This is a genomic window from Sphingomonas sp. CCH9-F2, assembly GCF_001556735.1.
Taxonomy (GTDB): domain Bacteria; phylum Pseudomonadota; class Alphaproteobacteria; order Sphingomonadales; family Sphingomonadaceae; genus Sphingomonas; species Sphingomonas ginsenosidimutans.
Window position 1 is genome coordinate 1 of record NZ_LSJO01000081.1, and the last position, 21,005, is coordinate 21,005.

Sequence of the window (21,005 nt, forward strand, 5' to 3'; positions counted from 1 at the left end):
ATTCGAAGCGCCTGCCCGCCGCCGAGCGCGCGCGGCTGTGCGCACGGCTGACCGACTGCGCGGTGGTGGGGATCGGCATCGTCGAGCCGGCGGAGATCGACACGCTCAACATCCACTGGGCGACGATGAAGGCGATGACGCTGGCGGTGGAACAACTGGCGGCGGCGCTGGGGCGCGCGCCCGGGCACGTGCTGGTCGACGGCAACCGCCTGCCGCGCTGGGGCTATGCCGCTAGCGCGATCGTCGGCGGCGATGCGGTCAGCCGCTCGATCGCCGCCGCCTCGATCATCGCCAAGCATACCCGCGACACGATCATGATCCAGGCGGCCGAGGCGCATCCGCATTACGGATGGCACAGCAACAAAGGCTATGGCAGCGCCGCTCACCTCGCCGCGTTGCGCCAGCATGGGCCGTCGCCGCTGCACCGGCGCAGCTTCGCGCCGGTTGCGCAACTCGAACTGGTGCTGACGGGGCCGGCGACGGGGGCGTGATTCGGCGCGGGGGTGCGCGGGTCGCGGGCCAAATGCGACGAAGCGAGTGGCGTTGAGTCTTTCGCGCAACACACCAGTGGTTGAGTCCGCGCCGCCCGCACAGACTCAATATCTGGTCATGGCCCCGGAATGTTCCGCCTGCACAACGGATTCCTGCCGAGTCGCGTTAACCAATGTTTGCTTGACGGAAACCATCTTTGCCGCACTTTCGCCCCTCGAAACGGGGGATGAACGATGGGGGTGATCGAGAAGGTCGCGCGCAAGGCGCGCCAGACGGTGGAGGCGGAGGCCCCGCTGCCGCTGGACCAGATCGTCATGGGCGATTGCATCGCCGCGATGAAGGCGCTGCCGTCGAAGTCGGTCGACATGGTGTTCGCCGACCCGCCCTACAACCTGCAACTGGGCGGCGAACTGTTCCGCCCGGACGGCAGCCATGTCGATGCGGTGACCGACGACTGGGACAAGTTCGATACCTTCGCGCAATATGACGCCTTCACCCGCGCGTGGCTGGCGGAGGCGCACCGCATCCTGAAGGACGATGGCACGATCTGGGTGATCGGCAGCTATCACAACATCTTCCGCGTCGGCACCGCGGTGCAGGACCTGGGGTTCTGGATCCTCAACGACATCGTGTGGCGCAAGGCCAATCCGATGCCCAATTTCCGCGGCACCCGCTTCACCAACGCGCACGAGACGCTGATCTGGGCGTCGAAGGGCGAGAAGGCGAAATATACGTTCAACTATCGCAGCATGAAGACGCTGAACGACGAATTGCAGATGCGGTCCGACTGGGAATTCCCGATCTGCGGCGGGAACGAGCGGCTGAAGAAGGGCGGGGTGAAGGTGCACCCGACGCAGAAGCCCGAGGCGCTGCTGTACCGAATCCTGCTGGCCTGCACCAAGCCGGGGGACGTGGTGGTCGATCCGTTCTTCGGCACCGGCACCACTGGGGCGGTGGCGCGGCGGCTGGGGCGGCGCTGGATCGGGATCGAGCGCGAACTCGCCTATGTCGACGCCGCGATGGAGCGGATCGCCGCGGCGCTGCCGCTGGACGAATCGGCGCTGGCGACGATGCAGAGCCCGCGCACCCAGCCCAAGGTGGCGTTCGGCGTGCTGGTGGAGAACGGCTATCTGACCGCGGGCGACGTGCTGACCGACGCCAAGCGGCGGTTCCGCGCGCTGGTGCGCGCCGACGGATCGCTGGCGAGCGATTGCGGCGCGACCGGTTCGATCCACAAGCTGGGCGCGACGGTACAGAACGCGCCGGCCTGCAACGGCTGGACGTTCTGGCACGTCGAGCGCGACGGCACGCTGGCGCCGATCGACACGCTGCGGCAGACATACCTGCTGGCGACGCAGCCGTAGGGCCTGTCGTTTTCCCCCGCCCCGTCACCCCAGCGAAGGCTGGGGTCTTTCGCTGCGGTAAGACGCCGGCCTTCACCGGGGTGACGGGACGTGCAGGGCGACGTGACCCGCGGTGACGGGATGATGGTTTCGCCCGCGTGACGGGGTTGTTAGGAGCGAACCATGACCCTGTACCTGCGCCCCGTCCATTTCGTCGACACGCCGGTCGGGCTGCCCGACGGTGCCGCCGCGCGGCTGGCGGGGGGGATGCAGTGGTTCGCCGCCTATGAGGTGACCGGTGACGGCGAGCGACGGGTCGTGCCGGTGTCCGGGGTGGCGGCGCTGGGCGAGCGCGCCGCCTTGCTCCATGCGCGGATCACCGCGCCGCGCGCGCCATGGGTGCTGGGCGGACGGACGCTGCGGTTCGACCAGCCGCAGGTGGCGGGCATCCTGAACGTGACGCCGGACAGCTTTTCCGACGGCGGCGCGCATGTCGACGATCCCGCCGGCGCCGCGGCGGCCGGGATGGCGATGGCGGCGGCGGGCGCGGCGCTGATCGACGTCGGCGGCGAATCGACGCGCCCCGGCGCCGCGCTGGTATGGGAAGAGGACGAGGCGCGGCGCGTCGCCCCGGTCGTCGAGCGGCTGGCGCGCGGCGGCGCGCTGGTCAGCATCGACACGCGCAAGGCGCCGGTGGCCGAGGCGGCGCTGGCGGCGGGCGCGGGGATCGTCAACGACGTGTCGGCGCTGTTGTGGGACGAGCGCACGCTGGACGTCGTCGCGCGCACCGGCGCGCCGGTGATCCTGATGCACTCCCCCGATCCCAAGCAGGGCGGGCATGGCCGCGACGGATATCGCGACGTGGTGACCGAGGTGTTCGACTGGTTGGAGGCGCGTGTCGACGCCGTGGTCGCCGCGGGCGTCGAGCGCGCGCGGGTGATGATCGACCCGGGCATCGGCTTCGGCAAGTCGCTGGCCGACAATCTGGCGCTGATCAACGCGCTGGCGCTGTTCCACGGTATCGGCTGCCCGATCATGCTGGGCGCCAGCCGCAAAAGGTTGATCGGCGCGCTGAGCAACGAGGCGCCGGTCGCCGAGCGGCTGGGCGGATCGATCGCGCTGGCGGTGACGGGCGCGGCGGCGGGGGTGCAGCTGCTGCGCGTCCATGACGTGGCCGAGACGGTGCAGGCTCTGCGCGTGTGGCGCGGGCTGCGCGACCGGGCGTTGATCGGGTAGGGGCGCCATCGTCATCCCCCTTTCGCCGCCCGCTTCGTCATCCGGCGACGTCACCCCAGCGCAGGCTGGGGTCTTTGCGGGGAAGGCGGTGCGTTCTCCGCGGGAGATCCCAGCTTCCGCTGGGATGACGTTCGGGGGGATGGCGTATCGGAGTACGCGGCCGCGTAACAAATCGTTTCGGTCGCGATCCGCTGCTGCAACGCAGCGGATTGATGTGCGTTAGCCCGCGCATGATCGTCACCGCTACGCCCCGCTATACGCAGATCATTCGCGAAGTCTGGAAGCCGTTGACGCTTCTGTTCGTCTGGGACGTGATCGTCACCGCCACGTATTACGTGCTGCCGTTCCGGGCGCCGTCGTTGCCGCTGACCTTGTTCGGCTCGGCGCTGGCGCTGTTCCTGGGGTTTCGCAGCAATTCGGCGTACCAGCGCTGGTGGGAAGGCCGGTCGCTGTGGGGGCTGATGATCAACGCCAGCCGCAACCTGGCGCGGCAGGCGCGCAATTTCCTGCCCGATCCCGAGGCGACCGACATGAAGCGGACGATCGTCCTGCGGCAGGTCGCCTATGTCAACGCGCTGCGCTGCCAGTTGCGCAAGCAGAGCCCGGATGCGGAGGTGCTGCGCTTCCTGTCGAAGGGCGAGGCCGATTTCGCGCTGGGGCGCACCAATGTCGCCAACGGCATCGTCGACGGGACCGGGCGGCGCATCAACCTGGCGATGAAGAACGGCTGGATCGACACCATCCAGCAAGGCGCGATGGAAAGCGTGCTGGTCGATATCGCCAATGCGCAAGGGGGGATGGAGCGGCTGAAGAACACCCCGCTGCCCAATCAATACCGGTTCTTCCCCACGTTGTTCACGCACATCTTCTGCATCCTGCTGCCGATCGGGCTGGTCGAGACGCTGGGCTTTGCGACGCCGCTGGGGTCGACGATGGCGGGGCTGATGTTCCTGGCGGTGCTGGCGATCGGCGACGACCTGGTCGATCCGTTCGCGAACACCGTGCACGACCTGCCGCTCAACGCGATGTGCCGGACGATCGAGATCGACCTGCTGCAATCGATCGGCGACCCGGCGCCCGAGCCGTTGCAGCCGGTGAAGGGCGTGCTGTGGTGACGGGGGGCCGCGCGCCTACAGCGTGTAGCCGCCGTCGCTGACCAGCACCGCGCCCGTCATCAGCGCGGCGGTATCGGAGAGGAGGAAGGCGACCTGCCCGGCGATCTCCTCCGCCTTGGCGTAGCGGCCGAGCGGGGTGGCCAGCGCGGCGAGTTCGGCGAAGGCGGCGTCGCGGCCGATCGCGGCGGCGCGGTCCGCGAACATCGGCACCGCGTCCCACACCGGGGTTTCCACGCCCGCCGGGGCGATGGCGTTGACGCGGATGCGGTCCGCGGCGCCTTCCTTCGCGGCGACCTTCACCAGCTGGATCAGCCCGGCCTTGGACGCGCCGTAAGCGGCGACGCCGGGTTCGGCCTTGATCCCCGCGGCAGACGCGGTGGCGACGATCGCGCCCCCCTTCCCCCGCATGGCGCGCATCGCGGCGCGCAGCGTCAGGAACGCGCCGTCGAGGTTGACCGACAGGATGCGGCGCCATTCGGCGAAGGGCAGGTCGGCGATGATCCCCGCGCCCGCCACCCCGGCGTTGACGACCGCGCCGTCGATGCCCGCCAGCGCGGAGGCGGCGGCGTCCCAGAAGGCTTCGTCCGCGACATCGCCGGGCAGCAGGTCGAGCGTGCAGCCGACATCGACCCGCGCCAGCGCATCGGCATCGCGATCGGCCAGCACCAGCCGCTGCGCGCCGTTCGCCGCCAGATGCTGCGCGACGGCCAGCCCGATGCCCGAAGCGGCGCCGGTGACGAGGTAGGAGCGGTGGCGGAACGGCGGCATCGCGGCGTTCTGCCCCGGATCAGGCGGCGGTGTCGATCCCCAGGTCGCTCAGCTTGCGGTAGAGGGTCGAGCGGCCGATGCCGAGCCGCCGCGCGACCTCCGTCATGCGGCCGCGGTAATGGCCGATGGCGAGGCGGATGACGTCGGCCTCGATCTCCTCCAGCGGGCGCAGGTTGCCGTCGGGGCGGAACAGCGTGACGCCGCCCGCCGCGGCCAGCGCCGGTGCAGCGGCGGTGCCCGCGCCGTTCGCCAGCCGCACCGCCGGACGCGCGCCGATCGCCGCCAGCTGCGGGAAATCGCCGCGGGTCAGCGCATCGCCCTCGCACAGCACCGCCGCACGGAACAGCGCATCCTGCAACTGGCGCACGTTGCCGGGCCAGTCATAGGCGGCGAGCAGCGCGAGCGCGTCGTCGGTGATCCCCAGTTCGCGCAGCCCGGGCTGGGTCGCGATGCGCGCCAGCAGGTGGCGGGTCAGCGCGGGGATATCGCCACTGCGCTGGCGCAGCGGGGGGATCGTCACGGTGACGGCGTTGAGGCGGTAATACAGGTCTTCGCGGAAGCGGCCGGCCGCGACCTCGTCCAGCAGCCGCTTGTTGGTGGCGGCGATGACGCGCACATCGACCGCGCGCGCATGGCGCCCGCCGAGCGGCACGACCTCCTCGCTATGCAGCACGCGCAGCAGCGCGGCCTGCGCGTCGAGCGGCAGGTGATCGACCTCGTCCAGGAACAGGGTGCCGCCGTCGGCGTGGACGAACTGCCCGATGCGCCGTTCGAACGCGCCCGCGAACGCGCCCTGTTCGTGGCCGAACAGCTCGCTTTCGATCAGGTTGGTGGCGATCGCGGCGCAATTGACGGTGACGCGCGGCCCGGCGGCGCGCGGCGAGGCGGCGTGGATCGCCTCGGCCACCACTTCCTTGCCGACGCCCGGTTCGCCGTCGATCAGCACGGGGACGCGCGCGCGCGCCGCCTTGGCCGCCACCGCCAGAGCGGCGCGGAAATCGGGCGCCGATCCGACGATCTCGTCGAAGCCGAGCAGCGCGGGGATCTTTTCGGTGAGCGGGCGCAGCTCGCCCGAGACGCTGCCCGCGAGCGCGGCCTCCAGCGCCTGGACGAACCGTTGCGGGGCGACCGGGCGGACCAGGAAATCGACCGCCCCCGCGCGCATCGCCGCGACCGCATCGGCGACCGATTCGTGCGCCGTCAGCACCAGCACCGGCAGTGCCGGGCGGCATTCGTGCAGCGCCGCGATGACGTCCGCGACCGGCTCTTCACTGGCGGAATGATCGAGCAGCACGGCATCGACCGGACGGCCCGCGGCAGTCTCCAGCAGCGCCAGCGCGGCGGCGCCATCGGGCACCGCGACGGTGCGCCAGCCGCCGCGCGCGGCGAGCGCGGACAGCTGGCGCTGTTGCGCCGCATCCGCGTCGATCAGCATCAGCAGGCGTTGGCCGTTGCGCGTCATTCGTGCCCCGTGAGGATAAGCGATCCGCGAGGGCGTAATCGATCGGGGTAAAGGCCGACTTAAGCGCGGCGTAGCCGATATTGCCTAGCCGCCGCGCGCCATCTAGGCTTTAGGCACGTTCACATAGAAGAGGATCGACATGGCCGACCCCGCCAACATCAAGGCGCACGAGGCGACCTATTTCAGCATGCTGAACCTGCTGAAGTACGGATCGGTGGCGTGCTTCCTGCTCGCCTTTCTCGTCATCTGGCTGATTTCGTAAGCCCGGCATGAAGATCGCGGTCCTTAAGGAGGGGGCTTCCGGCGAGAGCCGGGTGGCCGCGACGCCGGAGACGGTGAAGAAATTCGTGGCGCTGGGCGCGCAGGTGGCGGTCGAGGCCGGTGCCGGCGCGGGCGCATCCTATGCCGACGGCGATTACGCCGCGGCGGGGGCGAGCGTGGGCGACCGCGTGGCGACGCTCGCGGGCGCGGGCATCGTGCTGGGCGTGCAGGGTCCGGACCCCGCGACGCTGGGCGGTGCGGCGCCGGGGGCGTGGATCGTCGCCGGACTGAACCCGTTCGGTGCCGGTGAGAACGGAGGGCGCGCGCGCGTCGATGCCTATGCCGCCGCGGGGTATGAGGCGCTGGCGATGGAGTTCATGCCGCGCATCACACGCGCGCAGTCGATGGACATCCTGTCGTCGCAATCGAACCTGGCGGGATACAAGGCGGTGCTGGACGCCGCGGGCGTCTATGGCCGCGCGTTCCCGATGATGATGACCGCGGCGGGCACGGTTTCCGCCGCCAAGGTGTTCGTGATGGGCGTCGGCGTCGCCGGGCTTCAGGCGATCGCGACGGCGCGGCGGCTGGGCGCGCAGGTGTCCGCCACCGACGTGCGCTCCGCCACCAAGGAGCAGATCCTGTCGCTGGGCGCCAAGCCGATCTTCGTCGAGAATGTCGCCGGGATCGAGGGCGAGGGGTCGGGCGGCTATGCCACCGAGATGAGCGAGGAGTATCAGAAGGCGCAGGCCGAGCTGGTATCCGCGCATATCGCCAAGCAGGATATCGTCATCACGACGGCGCTGATCCCCGGGCGCCCCGCGCCGCGGCTGATCAGCGATGCGCAGCTGACGACGATGCGCCCCGGATCGGTGATCGTCGACCTGGCGGTGGAAAGCGGCGGCAATGTCGAGGGCGCGGTGGCGGGCGAGATCGTCGAGCGCCACGGCGTGAAGATCGTCGGGCATCGCAACGTCGCCGGGCGGCTGCCCGCGGACGCCTCCGCGCTGTTCGCGCGCAACCTCTACAATTTCCTGTCGACCTTCTGGGACAAGGACGCGGGCAAGCCGGTACTCGACGACGAGATCGGCGACGCGGTGCGCCTGACCAGGGACGGTGCGGTGGTGAACCCGCGGTTGCTGTCGTGATGGCGTATCCTCCCCTGCAAGGGGAGGGGGACCGCTCGCCGCAGGCGAGCGGTGGAGGGGACGTGCCGCGGACGCTTCGTCCCGAGGTGGCGCGTGCGCGGTCGCTGCGGCGTTCGATGACGCTGCCCGAGGTCATGCTGTGGCAGCGCCTGCGCGGCCAGCCCGGCGGGATCAGGTTCCGGCGGCAACATCCGATCGGTACCTATATCGCCGATTTCTACTGTGCCCGCGCGCGATTGGTGGTCGAGGTCGACGGGCATATTCACGCGGGCGCGTCGGCCAGGATGCACGATCGCGGTCGCGATCAATTCATGAGAGAGAACGGGTTCAGGGTCGTCCGGGTGTCGGCGGCGGACGTGTTGCGCGACGTGGAGGCGGTTGCCGCTTCCATCGTGGCGCATGCGGCCCGCCCCCTCCACCATCAGCCTTCGGCTGACGGTCCCCCTCCCCGTACCGGGGAGGATTAATGGACTTCATCGCGATCCTGTCGATCTTCGTGCTGGCGTGCTTCGTCGGCTATTACGTGGTCTGGTCGGTGACGCCGGCGCTGCACACGCCGTTGATGGCGGTGACCAACGCGATTTCCAGCGTCATCATCGTCGGCGCGCTGATCGCCAGCGCGGCGGCGGGGAGTACCGGGGGCAAGTGGCTGGGGCTGCTGGCGGTGGTGCTGGCGAGCGTCAACATCTTCGGCGGTTTCGCGGTCACCAGCCGGATGCTGGCGATGTACAAGAAGAAGGAGCGGCCGGCGGTCGCGAAACATTGATCGTCACCCCGGCGCAGGCCGGGGTCTCGTGCCGCAAGGGCACGCTTGTGGTGACAGATCCGGCTTTCGCCGGGATGACGATATAAGGGGGAGCAGGATCTAGTGGAGCATGTCGCCGTCAATCCGTGGGTCGCGCTGGCGTACCTGATCGCCGGGGTGTGCTTCATCCTGGCGCTGCGCGGGCTGTCCAGCCCGACCACCAGCCAGCGCGGCAACCGGTTCGGCATGATCGGCATGGGGATTGCCGTCGTCACCACGCTGGTGACGCACGTGCCGGTCACGACGACGCTGATCGAGGGATATGATTACGCCGCGCTGATCGCGCGGATCGACTATGTCGCGGCGCTGGAGATCGTCGCGGCGATCGCGATCGGCGCGGTCATCGGCATCACCACCGCGCGGCGGATCGCGATGACGGCGATGCCGCAGCTGGTCGCCGCATTCCACTCGCTGGTCGGCCTGGCCGCGGTGCTGGTGGCGGCCGCCGCCTTCCTGAACCCGATCGCGTTCGGGATCGCGCGTATCCTGGTCGACCCGCTCTCTGGCACGCCGCTGGCCTATATCCTGCCGGTCAGCCGGATCGAGATGGGGCTGGGCGTCGCGATCGGTGCGATCACTTTCTCCGGATCGGTCATCGCCTTCCTGAAGCTGAACGGCAACATGGGCGGCGCGCCGATCATGCTGCCGGCGCGGCACGTCATCAACCTGTCGGTGCTGGCCGCGATCTTGGCGCTGGTGGCGTATTTCACGGTCGACCAGAGCCCGTGGGTGTTCTGGACGATCACCATCCTGTCGTTCGCGATCGGTTTCCTGCTCATCATCCCGATCGGCGGGGCGGACATGCCGGTCGTGGTGTCGATGCTGAACAGCTATTCCGGCTGGGCCGCGGCGGCGATGGGGTTCACGCTGCACAACGGCGCGATGATCATCACCGGCGCGCTGGTCGGGTCGTCGGGCGCGATCCTGTCGTACATCATGTGCCGCGCGATGAACCGCAGTTTCATCAGCGTGATCGCCGGCGGGTTCGGCAGCGCACCCGAAGCGGGCGCGGGCGGCGCGGCGAAGGTCGACCGGCCGTGGAAGCGCGGCAGCGCGGAGGATGCCGCCTTCCTGATGAGCCAGGCCGAACAGGTCATCATCGTCCCGGGCTACGGCATGGCGGTGGCGCAGGCGCAGCATGTCCTGCGCGAAATGGCCGACAAGCTGAAGGAGCATGGCGTCCGCGTGAAATATGCGATCCACCCGGTCGCGGGGCGGATGCCGGGGCATATGAACGTGCTGCTGGCCGAGGCGAACGTCCCCTATGACGAGGTGTTCGAGCTGGAGGACATCAACAGCGAATTCGCGCAGACCGATGTCGCCTTCGTCATCGGCGCCAACGACGTGACCAACCCCGCGGCGAAGACCGACAAGACCTCGCCGATCTACGGCATGCCGGTGCTGGACGTCGAGAAGGCCAAGACCGTGCTGTTCGTCAAGCGCAGCATGGGCGGCGTCGGCTATGCCGGCGTCGACAACGACGTCTTCTACATGGACAACACCATGATGCTCCTCGCCGACGCCAAGAAGATGGTCGAGGAAATCGTCAAGTCTCTGGACTGACGCGCACCGACCGGTCCACGGGCCGGCAGTGGGGACGATGGCGACAGTGGACGGGGAATGATGGGATCGCAATTCGGGCTGGCGGGCAGCGCCGGCGCGCGCTTCGTGGTGATGGGCGGCGATGGTGCGGACGCGGTCGCGGCAAGGGCGGCGGTGGCGCTGATCGGCGGGTCGGTGATCGACGCGCCGACGGCCGGGGGCGATGCGGCGTCGGTGATCCCCGCTGCGGCGGATGCGGTGGTGCTGATCCTGGACGGCGTGCCGGATGCCGCGCTCGCGCCGTTGCTGGCCGCGACCGACGCGACATGCATGGCGCGCGGGCTGCCCTTGATCGTGGCGATGACGATCGCGCAGATCGACCCGGTCGTCGCCACGCTGGGCGACCGCACCGATGCGGTGCAGTTGCTGTGCGCACCCGACCAGGACCAGGCCGAATGGATCGCCGCGCTGGCGATCGCCACCACGGGCTCCACGCCCGGCGACCGCGTGCGCAGCGCCGACGACGAGCGCGAGCGCGCGGCGCGGTTGCAGGAGGAGGTCGCGCGGATCGCCGAGTTGCTGGCGCGGATCGCGGCGGAGGACGGCGCGGGTAGCGGTTCGCGCGCCGCGGACCGGCATGTCCGGTTCGGCGCGCCGCCGCCGTCGGTCGACATCGCCGCCGCGACGGTGCGCGACGTGCTGCGCGCGCGGCGGCTGCGCGACCGTTTCTTCGGTACGGGGCTGTTCGAGGATCCGGCGTGGGACATGCTGCTGGACCTGTTCGCGGCCGCGCTGGAGGGGACGCAGGTGTCGGTGTCGAGCCTGTGCATCGCGGCGGCGGTGGCGCCGACCACCGCGCTGCGCTGGATCGGCAAGCTGACCGCGGCCGACCTGCTGCACCGCCACCCCGACCCCCAGGACCGCCGGCGCGCGTTCGTGTCGCTGAGCCCGGCGGCGCGGGACGCGATGTACCGCTATGTCGCGGCGCTGGCGGACGCGAAGCTGCCGTTGGTGTGAGCGGGCGCCTTTTCGCTTGATCGGCGGGGGCGGCGCGATACAGACGGTCCTCCCGCGTAGCGCACGCGCCGGGCGCTTAGCTCAGCTGGTAGAGCGGCTCGTTTACACGACGGCGTTCCACCATCACCTAAACACCTGACAAGGCTATGCTTTCTTGGCGTTGCGGTTCGGGGCTTCGGGAATAGTCCGGGAATCGCTGACCTCCAGCGCGTGGCGGATGTCGTCGTCTGTGGCGTGCGCATAACGCAGCGTCGTTTTGATCGAGCGGTGAGCGAGGGCGCGCTGGGCGGCCTTCAGGTTTCCGGTCGTGCGCAGGATGCGCGTGCCCCGCGTGTGGCGCAGATCGTGGAAGCGGAACTCCGTCACATCGGCATTCTTCAGCGCTGCTGCCCATGGGCGGCGCAGGACCATATCGGTCATCGGATACCGCTGGCCCTTCATCCGGGCCGGATGCTTGCGGCCCAGCTTGTCGGTGAAGGCCGGCTTCGTGCGCTGGGCGACATAGGTGAACACGTATGGCCCGGCCTTTGGCTGATTGGCGATGATGACCAGCATGTCCTGCGTCAGCGGCCGGCGCACGACGTCGCCGCCCTTGATCTTGGTGACGGCGGTGCGCGCGCCCAAATCGATGTCGGACCATCGCAATCCGAGCACCTCGCTCTTTCGCCACCCGGTCTTCAGGGCGAATTCGCAGAAGGCATACAGATCCTCGCGTATCTCGCTGAACAGCGACACCTCCTCGGCATCACTCAATTCGCGCGGCGCCTTCTCCGCGACCTTCAGCACGAGCTTGCCCCAATTCGGCATGCGGCCGATGTCGAATTCCGCGTCCGCGGCGTGCCGCCAGATCGCGCGCCACACGTCGATCTCGCGGTTGACGCTGGCGTTCGCCAGCCCGGTGCCGCGACGCTTTGCCACGAGGTGCATCAGGTCCAGCTGCTTGATGTCGCGCAGCGGGATGGCCGCACCGATCGCGGCAATCAGATGCTTGATGGCGCGTTCGGTATCGGCCCAGCTGGGCAGGTCGCCGACCTTGTCCTCATACAGACCGCACGCATCGTCGAGCAGGATGACCGCCGCGTTGCCGCCGCCATGGATCGCCTTCGTGCGCTCACGCGCCTCATAGCGTTCTGCGTCCCGCTTTACCTTGCAGCCCGTCGAGCCGTGAAACCGATCACCTTTCCAGACGAAATCGAAGTGGTAGTAGGGCGAGTTCTTCGGCTTGTAGACGGACATTCGGCGGCCTTCCGTGCGCGGCTGGCAACGAATTCGTCGCAGTCTTCCGGGCGGTAGAGAATCTTTCGATCGGTGATCGCGACGTAGCGAATGTGGCCTTCCCGGCGCAGGCGGCGCAAGGTCTTCGTGCACAGGTGCAATCGGGCGGCGGCCTCTGCCGGGGTGAGAAGCACCGTCACGCCGCGCGCCTTTCGACGTCCAGCGTCAGGCCCAACGCGCGGTAGATGTCGGCGTCTTCGGCCGGGTCCGGCACGAAGCGTTGCGCCGGTGAGCGGCGGGCGATGAGGGCGAAGTGGACGATGCGCGGCAGGTCGGTGCCGCCCATGTCCTGATGCCAGGCCAGCGCCTCCGCCAGCAGCGCGGCTTCGCGCGCGTTGGGATCGGCGGGGGCGGCGTCGGCGCGTTGGCGGCGCCATTGCGCGAGGCGGCGCAGCTGGACGGCCATGTCGACGTCGCGGCATCCAAACGGCGCGGGATCGTCCGCCGCGGCGGGGAAGGGCGGCATGGCGGGGTCGAGCGCCCAGCGCCATTGGAGGACGATCGCGCGGGCGACGGCGATGCTGTCGTCGGCCTCCGCCTGCGTCAGCGTGCCGGCGGCGACACGGGCGGGCATGGCGGCGCGGCGTTCGCGCAGCACCTCCAGCGCGCCCCAGGCGCAATAGGCCCAGTCGTTCGCGAAGGGCGGGTCGATCATGGCTCAACCGTGCCTGACTTGTTGCCGAGAGCGATCCGCGCCGCATCATACGCGGCCTGCCAGCGTTTGGCGGTATGGCTTGAGCATCCGGTGTGGCGCGCGTTGGGTGCCCGATAGGTCGGGACGACCTGATCCGCGATCGAGAGGGCGGCCCGTTCGATCAGGATCGAACGGGCGCTCGAAATGCTGCACGTCCGGAGGCTCGCCGGCAGATCGTGATACTGGCGCGACGCGTTGGCCAAAGACTTGGCGAGCCAGCCGGGTTGGGTGGTCATTGGCCTTCCCACTGTGTCGCTCCTGATGGGGCAGGCACGACGGCGCACGGGCCATCGTGACCGGGCGTTCGCGTGCATCGGCATCCTGCGGGTGGGATCGCGCACTCGACGGACTGTTCGAAAAGGTGTCGCCACTCAGTGCGCGGGCGGCTTACGATCAGTTGGACGTCTGGCTTGGCCATCAGTTCGCTGTACGGCTCAGCCACACCAGCAGACCGGGCGATGGCCATGATCCGGGACAGCCCAGCAACGGCATCCTTGGTTGTGGCGGTCACGGCTTTAATCGCCTCCAGCGCCAGCCGCTCCACCCCCTCCGCCTGCGCTACAGGGGGCGCCTTTGGGGCGGCGGCGAGGGCGACGGCGGCAAGGCTTTCCCAATAGCCGATGTCTCCGCCGTCCAATTCCGCCCAGTCCATCCCCTGCACGGCGACCATGCGCTTCGCCGCGTCGGTGATGGCCTCTCCCCCGTCGTCCGCCGGTATCGTCACCCCGTCAGATGGGAGGGTGGAGAGGGCGGCGCGGCCAGCATCGGTGATCCAGACCAGCGCGGCATCAGTGTCGCTGTCATGGGACGATCCGGCGTATCCGAGGTCGATCGCGCGATTAAAGGTGTCGGGGTCCTGTCCTTCGTGATCCCCACAGAAGGCGGTAATCCAATTGCCGATGTAGTCCCCGGCATCAGATTTTCCGCCCATGGCCGACAGGATTTCGAGGAACATGCGCAGGCGCATCGCATCCACGCTGGATGGGGTGGTCTGGGTCATGCGGCCTCCTGTTCTTCGGCGTCGACCAGGCGGACGTTGGCGCGGGCGAGGGCTTCGGCCATGTCGGGGCAGACGCTGTTGCCGATCATGCGGATCGAGCTGCTGATGCTGAGCGGCTTTCCGGCCGGGCCGATCGGGTCGAGGACGTAGCCGGGCGGAAAGCCCTGCGCGTTGGCGAGTTCGCGGCGTGTCAGCATCCGCATGCCGATGTCGACGATGACATAGGTCACCGCGTCGATCGTCACCGTGACGACGGCGTAGCGCGGTAGCGTCGTGACGGTGCCGACCGGCTGATCCACCGGGGCGCCCAAGCCGGTGCCGTAGTATTTGACCAGGAAGGCGGCGACCTGCACCGCGCGGGCCATCAGCGGGGCGGGCAGCGCGTCCGCCTCGATCATCGTCGTCTGCACCAGGCGCTGTTGCGATCCCGACGTGGTGATCGTCGTCAGCGGCTGGTCGACGGCGCGGCCGATCATGCCGCCGGTGCTGGCCTGTTCCATATGGGCGCAGACGACGGCGTGATGCTGGCCTTCGGCGGTGATCGCCTTCGCCGGCTGGAGCGGATCGCCGCGACCGCCGTTGGTGTTGCTGGTGTAGAAGTGCGACAGGAACGCGGTGACGGCGGCGTGGCGCGGCGCGCCGGCCATGACGGTATCCAGCGGCGCGTCGGCCGGGCGACCGCGCGCGTTCTCCGCGAACTTTTCCAGATGTGCGGTGACGACGCCCAGCGGCGTGGCGCCGGCCGGGCGGGCGCTGTCGCCGTTGGCGGTGACGGTGGGCATGGGATCGCCCGCGTCGCTGCCGACCGAGCCGGAGCGGAATTTCGTGACGTGGGGGGCCAGCGTCACCGTGGCGCGCGCGAATTCCCCGCCGTTGGCGGTGGTGATGGTGCGCAGCGGCTGCGCGGGATCGTGCGCGCGACCGGGATCGCCGGTGTGGGTGATCGGGACGATGGCGGCGTCGACGATAGCGGCATCCGCCTTTGCCGTGATCGTCGGATATGGCATTCCCACATCGGCGGGGGCCGATTGGCCACGGCGGCCGCCCACTCCGACGATGAACGGGCGCGCGGCGTTGACGACGTAGCGCATCACGCCGTGGGCGATACGGCGGTGGGTGGCGTCCTTCAGCGGGCGCTTGCGGTCGAAGATCAACGGGCAGGGGATCGACCAGTCGATGCATTCGGCGGCGGTGCGCCACGGACGGCGCGCGCCGCTCTCGACCTCCGGCGAGCCGGGCTTGCCGTGGGTCGGTTCGGGCCAGACGATCGGGTGGCCGTCGCGCCGGGCGATCAGGAACAGGCGCTTGCGGCTGGTGGGGGCGCCATAGTCGCAGGCGCGCAGTTCGCGCCATTCGACCTTGTAGCCCAGCCGGCGCAGCTTGCACACCCACAGGTCGAATTCCTCGCCCCGGCGTTCCTTTATCGGCTTGCCGTCCGCGTCGAGCGGACCCCATTGGCGGAATTCCTCGACGTTCTCCAGGATGATGACCTGGATCGCGCCGCGGCCGTTCGGCGTGCCCTTCAGACACCGTTCCGCCCAGTGCGGCACCACCCATGCCAGATCGCGGATGTTCTTTTCGCGCGGCTTGCCGCCCTTGGCCTTGCTATGGTGCTTGCAGTCGGGCGAGAACCAGGCGAGCGCCACGGGTGCGCCGCCCGTGGCATCCAGGGGATCGACTGCCATGATGGACTGGATCAGGTGCCGCGTCTCCGGGTGGTTCGCCTCGTGCATGGCGATCGCCTCGCGGTCGTGGTTGATGGCCACGTCGACGCGGCGCCCCAGCGCGCGCTCGATCCCGGTGGAGGCGCCGCCACCACCGGCGAAATTGTCGATGACGAGGGGGCGCATCAGAAGGCGCTCCCGATCGCTCGCGGGCCGTATTGCCACGTCCACCGCTCGACCGCGCCGTTCGTGGCGCGATTTTCGGCGGCGCTGGTGAGAAGTTCTTCGGCGCAGTCAGGATGAAAGTGCGCCTGGACAGACGTCGTGCGAACCGACCCATCGGGCGTCGCAAACAGGCGCGAGCGTGGCTGTCCCGGCACCATGGGGGAGCCACACCATGAGCAGCAGATCATGCCCAGCCCTCCAGAAACGCGGAGCAAGCGGCGATCAGTCGATCGAGCTTCGCGATGCCTTCGGCGTCGCGCTCCACTTCGGCGGTGATGGCGTCCATGTGGGCGCGCTCGATCGTGGCGGCGGTGCGGGTGGCCTCGACGAGCTTCTCGACGGGATCCCACTCGAACGGAAAGCGCGAGGTGGCCGGACCCTCGTCGGCGAAGCGGAGGAACTCCGCGGCGGCTTCGGTCGCCTGCCGCGCCGCGCTGGTCGCGGCGCGGCGATCGGCGCTGCCTGCGATCGTCGTCTCGATGAAGGTCATCGTCTCGGCGGTGATGCGTCCCCCGCAAATCGGGTCGGCGGTGAGCGCTTCGCGCACGGCGTCTAGCAGGAGGGCTGTCCGAAGGGCCATCACAGCAGCCCCTTCGCGTGCATGATGGAGGCGGCGACGCCGACCGCGATGTACCAGGGCGTCGAGATGCCGACGCCCCAGGCGAGCGCGCGCCAGAGGTGGTGTTCGTCCGGGTCGGCCATGGGATGGATGCGATCCGCGTCGCGCGGGGCGCTGAGCGGTTCGAAGCAGATCGGCAGGGTGCGGCCCGGTTCGTCGGGGCTGCGCAGGCGGCGCGCGCGGCGCGGCGCGGCGGGGCCGTCTAGGTCGCCGCTGGCCCAGGCGGGCGGGGTGTAGGTTACGGGGCCGTCGGGTTCGACGGGGTAGAGGGTTTCGATGACCCGGCGGGTCTGATGGTGCGGCATGTGCGGCTCCTCAAGCGGGCACTACGCCCGTTGAGGTGCGGCTTAATACGGCATATATGCCGCGTCAAGCGGATTGCGGCATATATGCCTTAAAACCCCAAGACGTCATCCCATGGTATGATCGGATGGATGTGCTTGACCTTGTGCTGGGGTACTTCGAACTCGACGGCCGGGTTGAACTGTCGCAGCACGACGAAGCCGGCCTTGATCCGCACAAGCTGTTTGATGAGAACGGCGGTGACCATTTCGCCGTCGTCGATCGGTGAGCGCAGCTGGACGACGACGTCTTCACCGGCGCGAGCGGGGCGATGGGCAAAGGCGAGCTGTCGACGGCCGGAATCGTAGCGCGGCTCCATCGAGTGCCCCCAGACCGTGACCACGTAATAGCCGTCCTTCCCGGCTATCGCGGTCGGGCAGGCCATGTGGTCACTGGGTTCGGCGAAATTCACTTCGATCTGTTCGATCGCCACGATGTCGCCGTCGCTGGTCGACAACTCGATATCGGCAGCGAGTGCGGTCCCGTAGACAGGGAGCGTGCGGGGGAGGCGGCGCTGTGTGATGGCCGCCAGTTTGGCTCCGTTGCCGTCGTGCTGATCGGGTTCAATGCCTTCCTCTTCGCCGCCTAGCAGCCATTGTGCCGTTGTATTCAGTGTCTTGGCAATGGCGTCCAGGCGGTCGCCGCCCGGCATCGCGCGACGCGTGCGGATGTAGCGCAGGGCATCGGGCTTCCCGGTCGCGTCGATCGATGCTTCGCGCTCCGATAGCCGGCGTTCCGCGAGCTTCGCGCCGATGCGGCTGATGAGGATGTCGATCTTGTCCGCCATGCGGCGTTTATGCCGCGTTGGGTCAATTTTGTCGTGCGGCAGATATGCCGTTGACGATGCGGCAAACATGCCGTAACCGTGCGGCATGGACACCGGTTACGAAGCCTCGCTGCTGCGCGTCGCCGACGCATACGCCGCCCAAGCTGCCGAGCATGGCGGAAAATCGCTGGCGCGGGTCGCCACGATCGTCGTCAACCGCGGCTCGTTCTTCGAGCGACTGCGCGATGGCGGCGGCTGTTCCGCTCGCAACCTCGACCGGATCGCCGACTGGTTCCGCGATGGCGCGAACTGGCCGCAGGCGATCCCGGCGGAAGCGGCCGAGGCACTGGCAAGCATCGGGCGCCCGGTCATCGAACAGGAGCAGGCGGCATGACCTATCGTCGCCGGTCGCGCAGGTCGTGCAGCTTGCGTTCCAGTTCCGCAATTCGCGCTTCCAGCTGGTCGATGCGGGATGGTGCAGAGCGGATTTTCTCCCAGTCCGCCCATTTCTCCAGCGTCTTGAGCAGCGCCGGGAGCGCCGCAGCCATCGCGGGCAATGCCATCATCGGTTCCTGTCGTCGTGCCGTGTCGATCGACAGTAGCCGGACGGGGAGGGGCGGCAAGCCTCTCCCCGAAAGGCGGTGCGGCGTGCTGGAGCGGGATCGTTGCCATAACGGCACTGATGCACGTTACGCGGGCGCAACGTCATCCGGAAAGGCCGGCGACATTTCCGGCGGGGCGGCGGCATGACGCCCGAACTGCTGGCACTGAAGCGCGCGACCGCCGAGACGATCAAGGGCGTCGGCGGGCTGGAGGCGGCGGCGGGGTTCTGCCGCGTCGGAAAATCCGTGCTGGGCGACAATCAGTCGGTGTCGAAGCCCGACAGTTTCATGGCGCTGGACGTCGTCGCGGCGCTGGAGCCGCTGGCGAGCGAGCGATCGGGGTGGCCGCACGTCACCCGCGCGCTGTGCCGCGCGAACGGCGGGGTGTTCGTGCGGGTGCCGGAGGCGCGCGCTACGGGCGCGGACATGTGGGCGCTGCTGGCGCGCAAGGCGAAGGAGGGCGCCGATGTGTCCGCCGCGCTGTGCGAGGCGCTGGCCGATGGCCGCATCGACGGGCGCGAGGCGCGGCGGGTGCGCGGCGAGATCGCCGAGCTGATGGAATTGCTGGCGCTGATGGATGCCGAGCTGACGACGATCGAGGAGGATTCGTGATGCATGGGGTGCTGAAACTGCATTTGCCGGCGCGCGTGCCGAACGAAGGCGCGCGGCAGCTGGCGCGGTGGGTGGCGTTCACCCATGGGGGCGATCTGGAGCGTGCGGCGCAGGCGATCGGGCGCCGGATGGGCGCGGCGGTGTCGGGCGGCGGGGTGCAGCGGATCGTCGATGGCGAGATCGTGCCCGGCCTGATGATGGGCCGTGCGATGTGCGCGCTGTTCGGGCTGCGCGCGCGGATGTTCGCGATGCCGGCGGCGGGCGGATGGCTGGATGCCGAGACGTCCGGACGGGTGGCGGCATGAGCGCGATCGACCTGGCGTTGCGCCCGGCGTGCGACGAGGATGCGGAGCGTATCCGCGTCACCGCGAGTGTCGATGACGTCAACCGCTGGCTGGCGGTGGCGTCGCATCGCGACCGGTTCCACTATGCGACGCGGCCGTACCTGCCCGCGGGCGCGCCCGGCCCCGCGCGGCTGCGCGCGTTGCAGGAGCAGGGGCTGGTGATCCTGTTCCAGCAGCGCAGCCAGCTGTTCCATGGCGAGTTCTGCTATTACGCGCAGCGCACGGCGCGGGCGTTGCAGGATCCCGTGCCCGTGCCGAAGGTGGATAGGGCCTATGCCAGGCTGTCGCCGCGTCAGCAGGACGCGGGCGATTACGAGGCGGGCGACCGGCTGCTGCCGATCCTGACGCGTGCGGCGGAGTTCGGGCGGCCGTGCCCGACCGACAAGCAGCTGGCGCAGAAGGCGCGGATTCCGGTCGACCTGGTGGCGTCGGGGTTGCTGGCGCTGCGATCGGCCAAGCTGATCGTCGTCCATGCCGCACCCGCGCCGACGTTGCGGCGGGTGACGATCCTGGCGACGGGCGCGCAGACGGGGTTGATGGCATGACGCTGGAGGTGGAGCGCGACGCGCTGCTGGCGGCGTTGCGGCAGGTGGCGGATGTGGTGCCGGGACGCACGACGATCCCGGTGCTGGCCAATCTGATGCTGGTGGCCGAGGCGGGCACGCTGACGATCACCGCGACCGACCTGGACATCGAGGCGAGTGTCACGGTGGAGGCGGCCGGGTCGATCGCGACGACGATCGCGAAGGACAAGCTGGTCGCGGCGGTCACCGGGCTTAAGCCGGGGCGGCTGGCGATCGCGCCGGTCGATGGACGGGCGGGCGCGGTGACGATCAAGAGCGGGCGCGCGGTGCGCACGCTGACGACGCTGCCGGCGACGGATTTTCCCAAGCGCAAGCCGCTGGAGTGCGCGACGGCGTTCGCGATGCCGGCGGCGTCGCTGGGGCGGCTGCTGGATGCGTGCCATGTCGCGCAGTCGACCGATGAGACGCGCTATTACCTGATGGGCGTGTACCTGCACCTGGTGGACGGGCAGCTGTGCGCGGCGGCGTCGGACGGGTGCAGGCTGATCCGGGCGCGCTGCGCCCAGCCCGACGCCGCGGACGGGATGCCGCAGGTGATCGTGCCGTCCAAGGCGGTGGCGCAGATGCGCAAGCTGCTGGCCAAGCCGAGCGGCGAGGTGGCGGTGGCGGTCAACGAACACGCCATCCAGCTGACGATCGGGCGCGTGCAGATCGTGGCCAAGGCGGTCGACGGGACGTTCCCGGATTATCAGCGGATCATCCCGGCCGACGACGCGGGGGCGATCCGGATGACCGGCGGGCGCGACATGCTGCTGTCGGCCGCGGCGGGCGTCGCGTCGGTGGTGGACGCGGAGGGTGACCGCAAGTTGCGGTCGATCCGCATCGACCTGACCCCGGACGCCGAGGCGCAGACGATGAGCGCGCGCGACATGGGCGGATCGTCGGCGGTCGAAGAGATCGACGCCAGTGCGAGCGGCACGGCGGCGGCGCTGGGCATGGACCACAAGCTGTTCACGACGACGCTGGCGATCTTCGCCGAGGGGGCGTCGGTATCGATGGCGCTGGCCGATCCCAATGCGGCGGCGCGGGTGGAGAGCGACAAGGATCCCGACCTGCTGGCGGTCATCATGCCGATGCGGGTCTGACGAGGGA

General features: G+C 69.3%; 27 protein-coding genes. 15 read left to right on the plus strand and 12 right to left on the minus strand.

The genetic code is table 11. The features are described 5' to 3' along the window. The 4 genes from AX685_RS02250 to AX685_RS02265 all read left to right on the plus strand — a co-directional run. A partial coding sequence (locus AX685_RS02250; protein ID WP_066484954.1) for a ribonuclease HII occupies positions 1-491 on the plus strand: 491 nt, incomplete at its 5' end. Positions 492-725: 234 nt separating this feature from the next. After that, positions 726-1,856, plus strand: coding sequence for a site-specific DNA-methyltransferase (locus tag AX685_RS02255; RefSeq protein ID WP_066484956.1), 1,131 nt, complete (start codon positions 726-728; stop codon positions 1,854-1,856). Positions 1,857-2,018: 162 nt separating this feature from the next. Then, on the plus strand, positions 2,019-3,071 hold the full coding sequence (gene folP, locus AX685_RS02260) for a dihydropteroate synthase (RefSeq protein WP_066484958.1): 1,053 nt from the start codon (positions 2,019-2,021) through the stop codon (positions 3,069-3,071). A 230-nt stretch (positions 3,072-3,301) separates the two neighbouring features. Then, positions 3,302-4,186 carry a bestrophin family protein gene (locus AX685_RS02265; RefSeq protein WP_066484964.1) on the plus strand — a complete coding sequence of 295 codons (885 nt, stop codon included), beginning with the start codon at positions 3,302-3,304 and terminating at the stop codon, positions 4,184-4,186. Positions 4,187-4,201: 15 nt separating this feature from the next. Here AX685_RS02265 and AX685_RS02270 read toward each other — a convergent pair whose 3' ends face one another. Beyond that, entirely contained in the window at positions 4,202-4,954 is a 753-nt protein-coding gene (locus tag AX685_RS02270; protein WP_066484966.1) for an SDR family NAD(P)-dependent oxidoreductase, read from the minus strand. Between the two features lie 19 nt (positions 4,955-4,973). Beyond that, positions 4,974-6,416 (minus strand): sigma-54-dependent transcriptional regulator, encoded by a 1,443-nt coding sequence (locus AX685_RS02275; RefSeq protein WP_066484969.1) that lies wholly within the window; start codon positions 6,414-6,416, stop codon positions 4,974-4,976. A gap of 139 nt (positions 6,417-6,555) precedes the next feature. Between AX685_RS02275 and AX685_RS20795 the strand changes: the two genes are divergently transcribed. The 6 genes from AX685_RS20795 (at position 6,556) to AX685_RS02300 (ending at position 11,186) form a co-directional block, all read left to right on the plus strand. Beyond that, entirely contained in the window at positions 6,556-6,678 is a 123-nt protein-coding gene (locus AX685_RS20795) for an aa3-type cytochrome c oxidase subunit IV (protein WP_082740447.1), read from the plus strand. A 7-nt stretch (positions 6,679-6,685) separates the two neighbouring features. Further along, complete coding sequence (locus tag AX685_RS02280) at positions 6,686-7,822, plus strand: NAD(P) transhydrogenase subunit alpha (RefSeq protein WP_066484971.1); 1,137 nt, start codon at positions 6,686-6,688, stop codon at positions 7,820-7,822. Positions 7,823-7,908: 86 nt separating this feature from the next. Beyond that, positions 7,909-8,289 (plus strand): endonuclease domain-containing protein, encoded by a 381-nt coding sequence (locus tag AX685_RS02285; RefSeq protein ID WP_269450448.1) that lies wholly within the window; start codon positions 7,909-7,911, stop codon positions 8,287-8,289. Next, positions 8,289-8,588: an NAD(P) transhydrogenase subunit alpha gene (locus AX685_RS02290; protein ID WP_066484979.1), complete on the plus strand. Its 300-nt coding sequence runs from the start codon at positions 8,289-8,291 to the stop codon at positions 8,586-8,588. Before AX685_RS02285 ends, AX685_RS02290 begins: the two co-directional genes overlap by 1 nt. Positions 8,589-8,690: 102 nt before the next feature. Continuing rightward, positions 8,691-10,190 carry an NAD(P)(+) transhydrogenase (Re/Si-specific) subunit beta gene (locus AX685_RS02295; protein WP_066484982.1) on the plus strand — a complete coding sequence of 500 codons (1,500 nt, stop codon included), beginning with the start codon at positions 8,691-8,693 and terminating at the stop codon, positions 10,188-10,190. Positions 10,191-10,250: 60 nt separating this feature from the next. After that, the gene (locus AX685_RS02300) at positions 10,251-11,186 is read left to right on the plus strand and encodes a winged helix DNA-binding protein (RefSeq protein WP_197418453.1); all 936 of its coding nucleotides are present in this window, start codon (positions 10,251-10,253) and stop codon (positions 11,184-11,186) included. Positions 11,187-11,330: 144 nt separating this feature from the next. Here AX685_RS02300 and AX685_RS02305 read toward each other — a convergent pair whose 3' ends face one another. The 9 genes from AX685_RS02305 to AX685_RS02340 all read right to left on the minus strand — a co-directional run bounded on the left by AX685_RS02305 (position 11,331) and on the right by AX685_RS02340 (position 17,792). Continuing rightward, positions 11,331-12,422 carry a tyrosine-type recombinase/integrase gene (locus AX685_RS02305; RefSeq protein ID WP_066484989.1) on the minus strand — a complete coding sequence of 364 codons (1,092 nt, stop codon included), beginning with the start codon at positions 12,420-12,422 and terminating at the stop codon, positions 11,331-11,333. Continuing rightward, positions 12,329-12,601 carry a helix-turn-helix domain-containing protein gene (locus AX685_RS23480; RefSeq protein ID WP_197418454.1) on the minus strand — a complete coding sequence of 91 codons (273 nt, stop codon included), beginning with the start codon at positions 12,599-12,601 and terminating at the stop codon, positions 12,329-12,331. Before AX685_RS23480 ends, AX685_RS02305 begins: the two co-directional genes overlap by 94 nt. Continuing rightward, entirely contained in the window at positions 12,598-13,116 is a 519-nt protein-coding gene (locus tag AX685_RS22240; RefSeq protein ID WP_066484990.1) for a hypothetical protein, read from the minus strand. The genes AX685_RS23480 and AX685_RS22240 overlap by 4 nt, the downstream gene beginning before the upstream one ends. Further along, on the minus strand, positions 13,113-13,391 hold the full coding sequence (locus AX685_RS02315) for a hypothetical protein (RefSeq protein ID WP_066484991.1): 279 nt from the start codon (positions 13,389-13,391) through the stop codon (positions 13,113-13,115). Before AX685_RS02315 ends, AX685_RS22240 begins: the two co-directional genes overlap by 4 nt. After that, entirely contained in the window at positions 13,388-14,155 is a 768-nt protein-coding gene (locus AX685_RS02320; RefSeq protein ID WP_156445612.1) for a hypothetical protein, read from the minus strand. The genes AX685_RS02315 and AX685_RS02320 overlap by 4 nt, the downstream gene beginning before the upstream one ends. Next, on the minus strand, positions 14,152-16,005 hold the full coding sequence (locus AX685_RS02325) for a DNA cytosine methyltransferase (protein WP_066484999.1): 1,854 nt from the start codon (positions 16,003-16,005) through the stop codon (positions 14,152-14,154). The genes AX685_RS02320 and AX685_RS02325 overlap by 4 nt, the downstream gene beginning before the upstream one ends. 223 nt (positions 16,006-16,228) lie before the next feature. Further along, complete coding sequence (locus AX685_RS02330; protein WP_156445613.1) at positions 16,229-16,624, minus strand: hypothetical protein; 396 nt, start codon at positions 16,622-16,624, stop codon at positions 16,229-16,231. After that, entirely contained in the window at positions 16,624-16,968 is a 345-nt protein-coding gene (locus tag AX685_RS02335) for a hypothetical protein (RefSeq protein ID WP_066485004.1), read from the minus strand. The genes AX685_RS02330 and AX685_RS02335 overlap by 1 nt, the downstream gene beginning before the upstream one ends. An 89-nt stretch (positions 16,969-17,057) precedes the next feature. Then, on the minus strand, positions 17,058-17,792 hold the full coding sequence (locus AX685_RS02340; protein ID WP_066485009.1) for a S24 family peptidase: 735 nt from the start codon (positions 17,790-17,792) through the stop codon (positions 17,058-17,060). Positions 17,793-17,877: 85 nt separating this feature from the next. Between AX685_RS02340 and AX685_RS02345 the strand changes: the two genes are divergently transcribed. Then, a complete protein-coding gene (locus AX685_RS02345) occupies positions 17,878-18,165 on the plus strand; it encodes a hypothetical protein (RefSeq protein ID WP_066485012.1) in 288 nt (95 codons plus the stop codon). 1 nt (position 18,166) lies between these two features. Here the strand turns inward: AX685_RS02345 and AX685_RS21345 are convergent, their stop codons facing one another. Next, on the minus strand, positions 18,167-18,319 hold the full coding sequence (locus AX685_RS21345; RefSeq protein ID WP_197418455.1) for a hypothetical protein: 153 nt from the start codon (positions 18,317-18,319) through the stop codon (positions 18,167-18,169). Positions 18,320-18,517: 198 nt separating this feature from the next. Here AX685_RS21345 and AX685_RS02350 point away from each other — a divergent pair, with 198 nt between their 5' ends. The 4 genes from AX685_RS02350 to dnaN are packed head-to-tail and all read left to right on the plus strand — an operon-like array spanning position 18,518 to position 20,998. Next, positions 18,518-18,985 carry a phage regulatory CII family protein gene (locus AX685_RS02350; protein WP_066485015.1) on the plus strand — a complete coding sequence of 156 codons (468 nt, stop codon included), beginning with the start codon at positions 18,518-18,520 and terminating at the stop codon, positions 18,983-18,985. After that, positions 18,982-19,290 (plus strand): hypothetical protein, encoded by a 309-nt coding sequence (locus tag AX685_RS02355; protein WP_197418456.1) that lies wholly within the window; start codon positions 18,982-18,984, stop codon positions 19,288-19,290. Before AX685_RS02350 ends, AX685_RS02355 begins: the two co-directional genes overlap by 4 nt. Further along, positions 19,287-19,874 carry a hypothetical protein gene (locus AX685_RS02360; protein WP_066485024.1) on the plus strand — a complete coding sequence of 196 codons (588 nt, stop codon included), beginning with the start codon at positions 19,287-19,289 and terminating at the stop codon, positions 19,872-19,874. Before AX685_RS02355 ends, AX685_RS02360 begins: the two co-directional genes overlap by 4 nt. After that, positions 19,871-20,998, plus strand: coding sequence for a DNA polymerase III subunit beta (dnaN, locus tag AX685_RS02365; protein ID WP_066485027.1), 1,128 nt, complete (start codon positions 19,871-19,873; stop codon positions 20,996-20,998). The genes AX685_RS02360 and dnaN overlap by 4 nt, the downstream gene beginning before the upstream one ends. Positions 20,999-21,005: the final 7 nt, after the last annotated feature.